The sequence below is a fragment of the Pedobacter mendelii genome, assembly GCF_014635725.1.
GTDB classification, from domain to species: Bacteria; Bacteroidota; Bacteroidia; order Sphingobacteriales; family Sphingobacteriaceae; genus Pedobacter; species Pedobacter mendelii.
The window spans coordinates 1-12,276 of record NZ_BMDJ01000004.1 but is presented as its reverse complement, the minus strand read 5'-3'; the positions used below and the strand labels follow the sequence as shown (position 1 = coordinate 12,276).

Here is a 12,276-nt window from a genome sequence, read left to right as displayed (position 1 = left end):
AGAATAACAGTATATGACGAGTGAAGAAAAAATTAGAAGTGCTTTTGAAAATAAAGATTGGCAGGAAATTAAAGTAACAGATTCCTGGCAGATTTTTAAAATAATGGCCGAATTTGTAGACGGTTTTGAAAAACTTGCTAAAATTGGGCCCTGTGTTACCATTTACGGTTCTGCCCGTACTGCACAAACAAACAAATATTATCAGCTAGCAGAGCAGTGTGGTAAATTATTAACCGATCGTGGTTATGGCGTAATTACAGGTGGCGGCCCAGGTATTATGGAGGCTGGTAATAAAGGCGCTCATACCAATGGGGGCAAATCGGTTGGTTTAAATATCGAATTACCTTTCGAGCAATTTCACAACAAGTATATTGACCATAACAAATTACTAGAGTTCGATTATTTCTTTGTACGCAAAGTAATGTTTATGAAATATAGTCAGGGTTTTGTGGTTTTACCTGGTGGTTTTGGAACTATGGACGAGCTTTTTGAGGCTTTAACTTTAATTCAAACTGGTAAAATTGCCCGTTTCCCGATTGTACTTTTAGGTAAAGATTACTGGAGTGGATTAATAGACTGGATTAAAGGAACAATGCTGCAGAAAGAGCATAACATTCATGAGGAAGATTTGAATTTATTTCGTTTAGTAGATACCGCTGAAGAAGCAGCAGAGCATATATTCAGGTTCTATAATAAATATGTACTGAAACCTAATTTTTAACTAGAATTAAGAATTTGGAATAGGTTTATAAGATTAATAGGATTTGAGTAAAAAAAAATCAATAATTACTAAAAGTGCTTGTTTTCGCAAGCACTTTTTTATTGGCTTATACTTTGGCTGTAACATGTTTATAATACTTAACTCTAATCTTAATAAAACAAAATCGCTCTTTTTTGTTTTATTAGGCGTTCGTAAGAACGAAAACGGTTAATTGTAAAAATATGGAGCAAATATTAAATTGGAGAAAAGGTTTATTTGATAGCAATTATCAGGTAATTGGCAATGGATTGCTTAAATTTTCTATCAATTTTAGCTCGCTTAAAAATACTGCGATTGCGACAACACAAAAAGGAATTTACCTTTTAAAAAGTGAAGGTTATTCTAACCCCGAAACAAAAATCCTTAATAATAGAAATGAAGTTTTAGCAGTTATAAGATATGATTGGCTGGGTTTTAAAGCGAAAATCATTTTTACATCAGGTGAGGAATTTGATTGGAGTTTCCAAAATAGCTGGCTTAGCCGATGGTCTGTAAACAATCATAAAGACAAGCAAATCATATATAATTCTTCTACAGGAAACGGAATAATTCATAGCAATACCGATGATGATTTACTAATTTTGACTGGTTTATTTATAAGAGAATATTACACTAGATTACTTTTTGCATTTGTTGTTCTTGTATTTATTCTATTTACAAGCAGAAGTATTTTTTAAATTGATTTGAGCGTTTTAACACGCCTACATCTTGAACAGAAAATAGATAGATGCCAAGAAGATTTATAGAAATAAAATCTTAAAAAGTTCCCTAAAAGAGTAATAGCCTGGCAAAAAAAATCTATCATAAAATTCATCTAACATAGATATAAGCTTATTAGGCAAGAAATCAAGCACTATCTATAACCCGCTAACCCCACCACTTACTACTAATTTCATAGCATCGGCAGCACTCATTTTTAAATCTTTAACTTTATCTCGTTTTACGATACAAAGCTGACCAGCAAAAGAATAAGAAAGTGGAAAATAAACAGCAACCTCGTCTGATAAATCGAGTTTGCGTAAATCATTTTGAGTAAGGAAGCCAATCTTTTTTAAACCTCCTTCAACATCTACAACCACTGGATGATTAAATTTCTTTTCATCGCCTACAAAAGCCTCTGTTAAATCTTTAATAGAAGAGTAAATAAAATTTAGCAAAGGCAAACGCTGCATAATGCGTTGAAACCAATTATACATTGGCTCTGTAACCAAATTGGTAACAAATATTCCAGCTAGTAAAATAATGGTTAAAACGGTAAGTAAGCCAAAACCAGGAATGTTTCTACTTTCGCCTGTGCGAGGATTTACGCCTAGAATATTATTGACATTCAACCAGCTATCAACCGTGGTAACTGCCCAAACTACAATAAAAATACTTACTGCAATGGGTACAACAATTAATAAACCTTTAATTAGATAGTTTAAAATAGCTTTCCCGACTTTATTCATGTTGCAAACTTATTCAAAATTCTTTAGAAAAGTTCATTGGTTCACTTGTCATTAAGTTCATTGGTTAGCAAAGTGCATAAAACACCTAGCCAAATGAATAAAGTTCACTTGTCATTAGTTCATTAGTTAGCAAAATGCATAAAATACCTAGCTAAATGAATAAAGTTTATTAGTTTATTGTTTGGCAATACTCACGGTTAACTACCAGCCTAATAAACAAATGACTAATGAACCTTTAACCAATGAACCATTTTATTCATAAAAATAAACTCTTTTTACCCTTTGAGAAATATTAGTCAGTATTTCATATGGAATTGTATTGATTTCTTTTGCAAGTTCCATAATATTATGTTCCTGATTGAAAACAATTGCCTCATCACCTGGTTTAACATCAATTCCAGTAATATCGAGCATCGTCATATCCATACAAATGGATCCGATTGTTGGCACCAAATTTCCATTAAGCAACATTTTCCCTACCCCATTTCCAAAAGCCCGACTGTAACCATCGGCATAACCAATTTTAACAGTTGCAATTTTACCACCATTTGGCATAACGCCTTTTCTACTGTAACCAACAGTTTCGCCAGCATCTAAAGTTTTAACCTGAGTTACAGTTGTTTTCAAAATCATGGTAGTATTTAATCCGCGGTTGTTTAGAAGTGCTGAATCAAAACCATACAAACCAATTCCCAAACGCACCATGTCTAATTGTCCATCTGGCCAACGGCTAATACCTGAAGTGTTGGCGATATGTAGTAAAGGTTTGTAGCCTAAATAATCAACCAACTGATTCGCAATTACTTTAAATTTTTCTATTTGCTGCTGAGTAAACCCATCATGTTCGGCTTCACTGCTTGCTACCAGATGAGAAAATATACTTTGAACTTTTACTTTCTGAGAACCTTTTAGTAATTCAGAAAGTTCGTCAATTTCGTTAGTATCAAACCCCAAACGGTGCATTCCGCTATCAATTTTAATGTGGATTGGATAATTGAAATCGTAATCCGAAAGTGAATTTAAAAAATTATTCAAAATTTCCAGACTATAGATTTCGGGCTCTAAATTGTTTTTGATGATTGCTTCAAAAGCCGATTCTTCAGGACTCATAACCATAATTGGTAAATTTATTCCAGCTTTACGCAAGGCGATACCCTCATCTGCATAAGCTACGGCCAAATAATCAACCTTATGAAACTGCAACAAATTGGCGATTTCAAAACTTCCACTACCATAAGAAAAAGCCTTAACCATAGCCATAATTTTAACACCAGCTTTAATTTTCGAGCGATAGAACTGTAAATTACCAACCATCGCATTCAAGTCAATTTCTAAAACCGTATCGTGGATTTTTTGGGTTAAGAGCTTACTGATTCTTCCAAATTCAAAGCGTCTTGCTCCTTTTACTAAAATAGTTTCATGATTAAAATGCAAACCAGCAAAAGATTCAATAAAAGTATTTGTATCATGGAAAAATTGCGTTTCGAACTTAAACAGTTTAGCATATTTGGAAATTTGTATTCCAATCCCGATTAAGCGATTTATTTTTTTCTGCGCTAGTAAATCAGCAATTTCTGTATATAAATCCAAATCATCCTTACCGGTTTCAAATAACTCAGATAAAATGACGGTTTTTTTTGAATGCTGATTTTGTTGATTCAGAAAATCTAAGGCAATAGCTAAAGACGAAATATCTGCGCTATAAGAATCATCAATTATCGAACATTGATTAATACCATTTTTGAGTTCTAAACGCATGCTCACAGGACTGAGTTTTTCTAAGCGCAAATCGGCTTGTTCTGCAGAATAGCCTAGTGCTAATAAAGTTGCCCAGCAAATCATGCCATTTTCTATCGATGCTTTATCTTTAAAAGGCAACGTGCATTCTATTTCCTTATCTTGGTAAATCGCTCTTAAATAGCAATTTACGTCAGTTGGTTCAACGGCAATAATTCGTAAATCTGCGCCCTGTTTAGTACTCCAGCTAAACTGTTTTTTACCTGGTAAATCATTAAAATTGGTTTCAGATACATACTCAGGAGAATAAATAAATAACTCGGTAGCTGCAAAAAGTTTGAGTTTCTCTTCTAATTTTTCTTGTTTTGAACTAAACCCTTCTGCATGCGCCTCTCCAATATTAGTTAAAATCCCAATTTGGGGCTGAATAATTTCAGCCAAATTTTCCATTTCATTTGCTGCAGATATACCTGCCTCGAAAATCCCTAAATTATTATCTGCATCAATTTGCCAAACAGAAAGTGGTACACCAATTTGCGAATTATAACTTTTAGGGCTGCGTACAATGTTATAATCTACTGCTAAAAGCTGATACAACCATTCTTTAACGATTGTTTTTCCATTACTTCCCGTAATTCCAAGCACTTTTAAGTTAAAATGATTTCGATGCTCAATCGCTAATTTCTGCAAAGCAATCAAAGTATCATCAACTACAATAAAATTACAATCAGGATATTGGCTAATGTATTTCTCTTCTGTGATAACGAAATTCCGAATCTCCTTCTTGTATGCATCTTTGATAAATCCGTGTCCGTCGCGATGCGAACACAATGCAAAAAATAAGGAATTTTCGGGAATCAAAACGGAGCGACTATCAATAATAAGATACTGGATAACAGTCTGTCCGTTAACTAACTTGACATCAGCTTTTAAAATTTCAGCAATGTTTAAAACGGTATATATCGGGTTCTGCATTTTATTAATATTCAGAAAAATACGTTAATCGTTATTATTTTTACGAATTTCAGTATTTAATTATGAAAAGCGGTAAACAAGAGGCAGTATATTTAGATAAAAAGCAAGCACTTTCAAAAGCCGAAAGTTTTTGTGTTTACCAGGAGCGTTCTCAAAAAGAAGTTAGGTATAAGTTAGTGGAATGGGGAATCCGCGGAGATGAACTTGAAGAGATTCTTTCTGAATTAATTATGAATAATTTCCTTAACGAAGAGCGATTTGCCAAAAGTTATACTTCTGGAAAATTCAATATTAAAAAGTGGGGAAGAATAAAAATTAAACAGGGCTTAAAGTTAAAAGGCGTACCCCAAAAACTTTTACAAAAAGCTTTGTATAGTTTGGATGATGATGAATATTTAGAGACACTAACAGCTTTAGCAGTAAAAAAAGCAGAATTCTTAAACGAATCCAATCCTTTAAAAAGAAAAATGAAGCTAATGAACTACCTGCAAGGAAGAGGATTTGAAACTGATTTAATTTTACTTGTACTGAAAGACAGCAATTTAAATTAAATATTAAATTTTTAACAAGAAAATTCTTGACAAAAATATAAAACTATCTATATTTGCATCACCAAAACAAAACGCATTAGGTGTTTTGTATATGCGAAAGTAGCTCAGTTGGTAGAGCACGACCTTGCCAAGGTCGGGGTCGCGAGTTCGAATCTCGTCTTTCGCTCTAAATGCTTTCCTACCAGAAAGCATTTATTTTAAAAGGTAAATCGCCTGCTCGGGTGGTGGAACTGGTAGACACGCAGGACTTAAAATCCTGTGCTTTCAAAGGCGTGCGGGTTCGATTCCCGCCCCGAGTACTGCACGGGAAAGACGTAATGGCTTACGATCTTTCCCGTTTTTATTTTCTCTTAACTTCTTGTTAATCTGATAAATAAGGTGTGCTGCTTCGTTGAGTCTCGGGGTTCGATATTCCTTTCCATCAAATCTCAACTTTTCACGATATATCGAACCCAACACCTCTCTTTTGGTCAAAGCATTACCCTCTTCATATATATCTTTTAGTCTGGAAAGTGCCTCTATGGCTTTTATAAGCATATTATCGATACTCATGGTGTTCGATTTTTGCGCCTTCACCTCTGTGAGCGATGCTTCTAACCTTTTTATTTTTTCCTCACATTCTTTTTTCATAATTGAGAAATCAGAATGATCCAGCTTTTCATCAAATAGCAGCTCTCTTGCATTAGCCAATTTGGAATTAAGCTTATCTATTTGTTCAACGATCTCTTTCCTTTCGTTAAATGCACCACCTCTGCTCTGTTTATAGACATCCATTACTATAAGCTTATATAACTCATTCATTCCAGGAATGGGAATAAACTTAACCAACTCACTTAGGATTGCTTTATTTACCTCATCGGCTTTATACCTGCACCCACATCCATAAACAGCTTGAGCGTGATAATAATAGTAATAGCCTCCTTTCTTTCCTTTGGATGCACTACCAGTAAGTTGCCTGTCACAAGTTGCGCATTGTAAAAAGCCTTGTAGCGGTAAACTTTCGTTAATCTTCACCGCCTGCACCCTCATTACCTTTGTTCTGCCATTTAAAATGTCCTGCACCTTATAAAATAGTTTTTCAGATATCAAAGGCTCGTGTAAGCCATTTACCCATTGTTCTTCTTCATCTTTATATTTTTTCACTACTATTTTACCACAATAGACAGGATTTCTTATCTCACGATAAAAGTTCATCCTGCTAATCATAAAGCCCTTTTCATTAGCCATTTTTCTAATTTGATCAGGAGCAAAAACACTATCCGCAATTGTGTTAAATATCCACTGTATAAATGGTGCTTCTTTTGGATTATGAGCAATATATTTGCTGCCATCTTCGCGGGTTTTGTTATCAAAACCAACTGGCGCAACGCCCATATATCTGCCCTCTTTTCTTGCCCGCCTCATTCCTTGCTTAACATTTAATGCTCTGCGGTCATTTTCAACCTCTGGGGCAGCTAAATAAAAAGCCAACATGATTTTGTTTTCAGGAATTTCGAGGTTTAACGGTTGTTCGACAGCTTGAGGTTCAATTCCTAACTTCATTAAAACCGCAATCATTTGATAAGCATCACCCGCGTTCCGGCTAAACCGATCCCATTTAGTGAACAGTACCAAATCAGCACCTTTTCCTTTATTTTTGCGAATTTCACCTAAGTATTGTGTCCATCTTGGACGAATGAACGTTTTGGCAGAATGGTCTTCAAAAATAACCTTTCTAACCTTAATAGAATTGAGTTCACAATATTTGCGTAATCTTTCATCCTGGTCTCTTTGTGAATAGCCTTTGTCAGCCTGTTCGTCCGTGCTTACACGAATATATAAATCTGCTACTTTCATTTCTCTGATTCTATTGTGGATAGTATTAATTACTATTAACGCATTGATTAACAGCTAATTTAGCTAATTTATACATGAAATCCAAAATTAATTTAGCTTCTTCTACAGTAATAATTGTCCCATGTTCCTGAAGGATCTTAACTGCTTTCTCAGGGGTAACATTTCTTATTTCTGGCGGTTTTGTATACATAAAATAACTCCTTTCTACCGCAATAATCTGATGTTACCAAGAGCTTAAATCCCATATGGGAAAATTATATGTCAACTATAAATTGGTTAGTATGGGAATATCATAAAAAGTAAATTTCCCATATGGGTTTTTCCAGATTTCAGACATGCCACCTTTGATTATTAATAAGAATAGTCATGAAAAGGAAAAATATCAATGATTCAACTTGTGCTCAGGTAAAGGGCAGATTAAAAGTAAATGTCCAACGTATAAGAACAGATCCCCGCCAAAAAATCCGGCAGCTTCTAAGAGGTTTTATTTCATTGGATGAACTCCAACGACAGGATAAATCTGATCATATTAAATCATAAGGTTAGCCCCTATTAATCCCATTCATTTAATACAAACCTAAGTTCAGGGCAGCTTTCTGAAAGAGCTTCGTTGTAGCCCGCTTGGTCTAAGCAAAGATGTATTTTTGTATACAAAAATATCTTTGCTGCCCTTGTGGTCAGTGGATTTGCTCGAAACTCGCAAATCCTGAACTTCTGTAAACTGCCCGTTATGTCAAGAAGAAAAGCAGCAGATCAAGAGCAATTGTTAACTCATCCTATAATTGTAAGGGTCACAGAAAAAGTATTTAAACGGCTTGAAAAGAAACAGTCAGAAAGCGATTGTAGCACTGTCGGAGAGGTGGCCCGTAAAATCCTTTCATCTCAGCCTATTAAAAGCTTTTACAAGGACATCACCCTAAACCCGATTATGGAAGAGCTGGCTATGATACGAAAAGAACTTAAAGCAATAGGTATCAATATTAATCAAATCACCCGCAGCTTTAATCAGAATAAAGCGGAAACACATAGAGCATTTTATGTGCTAAAAGTAGCAGACCTGTATAAAAAGGTAGATGAGAAAGTAGACTGTCTTTTAGTAATCATATCAAAGTTGGCTGAAAGATGGTTGCAAAAATAAGTACAGGCAAAAGCATCAGGGGAATGCTTCATTATAATGAGAATAAAGTAATTGCTGGGGAGGCAAAACTGATAGTTGCCAGTGGCTTTGCCGGTGATATTGAAAAAATGAGTTTCCAGAATAAACTGCAACGCTTCAACCACCTAACTATGTTAAAGCCAAACGTCAAGACCAATGCCATGCACATTTCATTAAATTTTGACAGTAGTGAAAAGCTTACTGTAGAGACCTTGCAGCAGATAGCCGCAACCTACATGGATAAAATTGGTTTTGGCGATCAGCCGTTTCTTGTTTATCGACATGATGATTCAGCACACCTACATGTACATATTGTTAGCACCAACATTACGGCCGCTGCCCAACGAATCGACCTTCATGATATTGGTCGAAAACTATCAGAACCCGCCCGTAAAGCAATTGAACAAGACTTTCATCTTGTCAGAGCAGAAAGCAGGAAGTACAAACAAGAGCCTGGCATAAAAGCGATTGATCCTGAAAAGGCCAAGTATGGCCACTTGCCAACAAAACGAGTGATAAGCAATGTAATAACGGCAGTTACAAGAGATTATATGTTTACATCCCTTGCAGAACTGAATGCGATACTAAAGGTATTCAACGTGATTGCTACACGCGGAGAAGAGGGTACACAAATGTTTGAAAAGAAAGGTTTAATGTATTCCATATTAGATGCCAACGGAAATGCCATTGGTGTTCCCATCAAATCCAGCGCATTTTATTCTAAACCTACATTAAGAAACCTGGAAAAGAAATTTGAACGCAATGAGGAAAAAAGGAAGCCCTACAAAAATGAGTTAAAGCAATGCATTGATAAAATACTTAACAAGTATAATCAGTTTATGAAGGCAACTTTTCAAGCAGAACTAAAAATGAACAACATCGGCCTTGTATTGCGGCAGAACGAACAAGGTTTTATTTACGGAACCACTTTTATCGATCACCGCACTAAATCTGTTTTTAATGGAAGTGATTTGGGTAAAGCGTATAGCGCAAAGGCATTGACGGAGCGATTCAATGATTCCGATCAGGTTAAAACCTACCTAAAACCTGTAAAACAGCGGTCGAGCTATCTGAAACTTGAAACGAACAACCCTGCAAAGACATACCTCGAACCGATTACACCATCTAATTATTTAAAAGATCTTTTAGGCAAACCACAGTATGACCATGCGCCTATGATACCAGGTAAGAAAAAGAGAAGAAAAAAAGGTTTACGCATATAACAAATTATCATTATGAACACGGGAGAAGACATACAGGGTTTAAGAAAGATTATAGACTTTACACGCCTAATCAGCATTTTTATATTAACTATCCATTTTTACCTATGCTGCTATATAGCGTTTAAAAATTGGGATTGGACGGCAACAATTACCGACCGCATTGTAGCCAACATTGCCAAAACGGGGTTATTTAACAACATCGTGAAACCGAAACTCGCAGCTTTACTGTCTTTGGTTATCTCGCTCATTGGTGTAAAAGGCAAAAAAGATGAGAAGATACAGAAGAATACTATTATAGCCTATCTACTCACAGGGTTCCTATTATACTTCATCAGTGTGTTGTGCTTCTATCTGAATGTCAAAGCTACGATCATTGCCATCTGCTACATCGGTATTACTTCTATTGGCTACCTGCTGATTTTAACTGGTGGCGGCTTGCTATCAAGGCTGATCAGAAATAAACTGGATACAGACATTTTTAATACTGATAATGAAACCTTTCCACAGGAAGAACGGCTACTCGAAAATGAATATTCGGTAAACCTGCCTGCAAAATACAGGCTGAAGAACAAGATTAGGCACAGTTGGATAAATTTCATCAATCCATTTAGAGGAATGCTTGTTGCCGGAACTCCAGGAGCAGGTAAGTCTTATTTTGTAATCAGGCACATTATTGACCAGCACCTTAAAAAAGGGTTTTCCATGTTCTTGTACGATTTTAAATATGACGATCTATCCAAAATCGCTTACAACAAGCTTTTAAAATATCAAAAGAACTTTAAAATCAAGCCATCATTCTATATCATCAATTTTGACGATTTAAACCGTACCCACCGTTGTAATCCGCTTGACCCGGCTGGCATGGAAGACATTACCGATGCTACAGAGGCAAGCCGTACGATCATGTTAGGCTTAAACCGGGACTGGATAAAAAAACAAGGTGATTTCTTTGTAGAAAGCCCCATCAACTTTTTAACTGCCATTATATGGTATTTACGAAGATATGAGAATGGCAGGTATTGTACATTGCCGCATGTGATAGAATTAATGCAAGCGGATTACGACCCTTTGTTTGCCGTTTTGCAACAGGAAGAGGAAATCAAGGTGCTAATTAATCCTTTTGTTTCTGCGTTTCAAAACAAAGCGAAAGAACAGTTAGAAGGCCAAATCGCATCAGCGAAAATTGGATTAGCACGGCTTTCTTCACCACAGCTTTACTATGTGTTGAGTGGGAACGATTTTACGCTCGATGTAAATAATCCGCTTCAACCCAAGATCGTTTGCGTTGGTAACAATCCACAAAAATTACAAGTATATGGTGCTGTTCTTTCACTACATATCCCGTATGATTAAGCTGGTTAACCGTAAAGATCAGCTAAAAAGCAGCTTGGTATTCGATGAGTTTCCGACAATATATTTCAATAACATTGATAGTTTAATCGCTACAGCCCGTAGCAACAAAGTTGCCACCACACTTGCTGTGCAAGATTTTAGCCAGCTCAAAAAAGATTATGGAGGAGAACAGGCTGACGTGATAATAGGTATAGTGGGCAACATCATTAGTGGGCAGGTTACTGGCGATACTGCAAAAAAGTTATCAGAAACCTTCGGTAAAATTATGCAGGATAGGCAGAGTATGAGCATCAACAGTTCGGATACCTCAACTACCAAATCTACACAGTTGGATCATGCCATACCCGCCTCAAAAATTGCCTCGCTATCTTCCGGTGAATTTGTAGGTATTGTTGCAGATAACCCTGAAGAAAAAATTAAACTTAAAGTATTTCATAGCGAGATACAAAATGACCATGCAGCTATTAAGGCCGAGGAAGACGGATACAAACCTATTCCAGTTGTTGCTAATGTGAGCGATGAGGATGTTAAAGAAAATTATAAAAGAATCAAACAAGATATTGAAGAACTGTTCGCCAAGGAACTTGGTTTAATAAGTGAAAAGGAAGATAAACGAAATTCAATAATTCTAAAAGCGGATGATAATGAGCAATCATCTAACGAAGGGCCAGCAAGTCAATCCATATCCCTCTAATTTCGGTTTACTCTTTAAATAACTTAAGCTCTATTTGTTTTTCTCTAACCTTATATCCGTTATTCCGTTACACACAAGCCATTTTTTGAATAAATATGTATCACTTGCTGTATAATGAATGATTGTGCCATCTTTTAAAAGAAAAGTAAAAAGATCGCCACAAGCATTAAACTTTAAAAGCGCATTGGCAGGGTAATCAAAACCGGAAAAATAATCTGTTTCTGATGCAGTATCCATAAAGTAAATAAACTATTAAGTCTTAAATTCAACAAAGAAAGTCGTTCCCTGACCTTCTGCGCTGTCAAACCATATTTTGCCTTTAAGACGTTCGATACAGTTTTTGGCCAGATATAATCCGAGACCAGTTGAGCTTTCCCCAATTGTACCAGGTCGAGAAGATTCGGTAAATTGATCAAAGTGCATATACCAATAAATTTGACCCCCTTTCGCCAATTTTAAATTGACCCCCAGAGTTGTTGCTTGAAAAAAGCAGAAGTTGTTGTGCAAAAAGGCTTTTTAGAATCGATCTTTTAAGTCCTGTTT

10 protein-coding genes, 2 tRNA genes and 1 pseudogene are annotated in these 12,276 nt (G+C 35.8%); 8 read left to right on the top strand and 5 right to left on the bottom strand.

Translation table 11 applies throughout. The annotated features are described in order from the left end of the window. Positions 1-13 precede the first annotated feature (13 nt). Together IEV50_RS08260 and IEV50_RS08255 are read left to right on the top strand one after the other, a co-directional pair. On the top strand, positions 14-721 hold the full coding sequence (locus tag IEV50_RS08260) for an LOG family protein (RefSeq protein ID WP_188412957.1): 708 nt from the start codon (positions 14-16) through the stop codon (positions 719-721). Between the two features lie 221 nt (positions 722-942). Beyond that, positions 943-1,437, top strand: coding sequence for a hypothetical protein (locus tag IEV50_RS08255; RefSeq protein ID WP_188412955.1), 495 nt, complete (start codon positions 943-945; stop codon positions 1,435-1,437). 180 nt (positions 1,438-1,617) lie between these two features. Here the strand turns inward: IEV50_RS08255 and IEV50_RS08250 are convergent, their stop codons facing one another. Beyond that, positions 1,618-2,208 (bottom strand): DUF502 domain-containing protein, encoded by a 591-nt coding sequence (locus IEV50_RS08250; protein ID WP_188412954.1) that lies wholly within the window; start codon positions 2,206-2,208, stop codon positions 1,618-1,620. Between the two features lie 252 nt (positions 2,209-2,460). Continuing rightward, positions 2,461-4,920 carry a bifunctional UDP-N-acetylmuramoyl-tripeptide:D-alanyl-D-alanine ligase/alanine racemase gene (locus IEV50_RS08245; protein WP_188412952.1) on the bottom strand — a complete coding sequence of 820 codons (2,460 nt, stop codon included), beginning with the start codon at positions 4,918-4,920 and terminating at the stop codon, positions 2,461-2,463. Positions 4,921-4,982: 62 nt separating this feature from the next. Between IEV50_RS08245 and IEV50_RS08240 the strand changes: the two genes are divergently transcribed. The 3 genes from IEV50_RS08240 to IEV50_RS08230 all read left to right on the top strand — a co-directional run bounded on the left by IEV50_RS08240 (position 4,983) and on the right by IEV50_RS08230 (position 5,770). Beyond that, entirely contained in the window at positions 4,983-5,471 is a 489-nt protein-coding gene (locus tag IEV50_RS08240) for a regulatory protein RecX (RefSeq protein WP_188412949.1), read from the top strand. Positions 5,472-5,564: 93 nt separating this feature from the next. Continuing rightward, positions 5,565-5,637: transfer RNA gene (locus IEV50_RS08235), tRNA-Gly, on the top strand. 49 nt (positions 5,638-5,686) lie between these two features. Beyond that, positions 5,687-5,770, top strand: a tRNA-Leu gene (locus IEV50_RS08230). On the opposite strand, the gene IEV50_RS08225 is transcribed toward IEV50_RS08230, so the two are convergent. Then, a complete protein-coding gene (locus tag IEV50_RS08225) occupies positions 5,736-7,307 on the bottom strand; it encodes a recombinase family protein (protein WP_188412948.1) in 1,572 nt (523 codons plus the stop codon). The two genes, IEV50_RS08230 and IEV50_RS08225, sit on opposite strands and share 35 nt — an antisense overlap. Before the next feature lie 730 nt (positions 7,308-8,037). Here IEV50_RS08225 and IEV50_RS08220 point away from each other — a divergent pair. From IEV50_RS08220 to mobC, 3 genes and pseudogenes are all read left to right on the top strand, one after another. Continuing rightward, positions 8,038-8,445: a plasmid mobilization relaxosome protein MobC gene (locus IEV50_RS08220; RefSeq protein ID WP_188412945.1), complete on the top strand. Its 408-nt coding sequence runs from the start codon at positions 8,038-8,040 to the stop codon at positions 8,443-8,445. Then, entirely contained in the window at positions 8,430-9,686 is a 1,257-nt protein-coding gene (locus IEV50_RS08215; protein ID WP_188412936.1) for a relaxase/mobilization nuclease domain-containing protein, read from the top strand. The genes IEV50_RS08220 and IEV50_RS08215 overlap by 16 nt, the downstream gene beginning before the upstream one ends. Before the next feature lie 12 nt (positions 9,687-9,698). Continuing rightward, positions 9,699-11,733: pseudogene (gene mobC / locus IEV50_RS08210) on the top strand (conjugal transfer protein MobC). Positions 11,734-11,763: 30 nt separating this feature from the next. On the opposite strand, the gene IEV50_RS08205 reads toward mobC, so the two are convergent. Together IEV50_RS08205 and IEV50_RS19900 are read right to left on the bottom strand one after the other, a co-directional pair. Continuing rightward, a complete protein-coding gene (locus IEV50_RS08205) occupies positions 11,764-11,970 on the bottom strand; it encodes a hypothetical protein (RefSeq protein ID WP_188412929.1) in 207 nt (68 codons plus the stop codon). A gap of 15 nt (positions 11,971-11,985) precedes the next feature. Continuing rightward, positions 11,986-12,156, bottom strand: coding sequence for an ATP-binding protein (locus tag IEV50_RS19900; RefSeq protein WP_371870269.1), 171 nt, complete (start codon positions 12,154-12,156; stop codon positions 11,986-11,988). Between the last annotated feature and the right edge of the window lie 120 nt (positions 12,157-12,276).

Coding starts and splice junctions, on each gene's coding strand:
- IEV50_RS08245 (WP_188412952.1), bottom strand. CDS start 4,920: ATGCAGAACCCGATATATACCGTTTTAAACATTGCTGAAATTTTAAAA.
- IEV50_RS08255 (WP_188412955.1), top strand. CDS start 943: ATGGAGCAAATATTAAATTGGAGAAAAGGTTTATTTGATAGCAATTAT.
- IEV50_RS08225 (WP_188412948.1), bottom strand. CDS start 7,307: ATGAAAGTAGCAGATTTATATATTCGTGTAAGCACGGACGAACAGGCT.
- IEV50_RS08250 (WP_188412954.1), bottom strand. CDS start 2,208: ATGAATAAAGTCGGGAAAGCTATTTTAAACTATCTAATTAAAGGTTTA.
- IEV50_RS08205 (WP_188412929.1), bottom strand. CDS start 11,970: ATGGATACTGCATCAGAAACAGATTATTTTTCCGGTTTTGATTACCCT.
- IEV50_RS08215 (WP_188412936.1), top strand. CDS start 8,430: ATGGTTGCAAAAATAAGTACAGGCAAAAGCATCAGGGGAATGCTTCAT.
- IEV50_RS08240 (WP_188412949.1), top strand. CDS start 4,983: ATGAAAAGCGGTAAACAAGAGGCAGTATATTTAGATAAAAAGCAAGCA.
- IEV50_RS08220 (WP_188412945.1), top strand. CDS start 8,038: ATGTCAAGAAGAAAAGCAGCAGATCAAGAGCAATTGTTAACTCATCCT.
- IEV50_RS19900 (WP_371870269.1), bottom strand. CDS start 12,156: ATGCACTTTGATCAATTTACCGAATCTTCTCGACCTGGTACAATTGGG.
- IEV50_RS08260 (WP_188412957.1), top strand. CDS start 14: ATGACGAGTGAAGAAAAAATTAGAAGTGCTTTTGAAAATAAAGATTGG.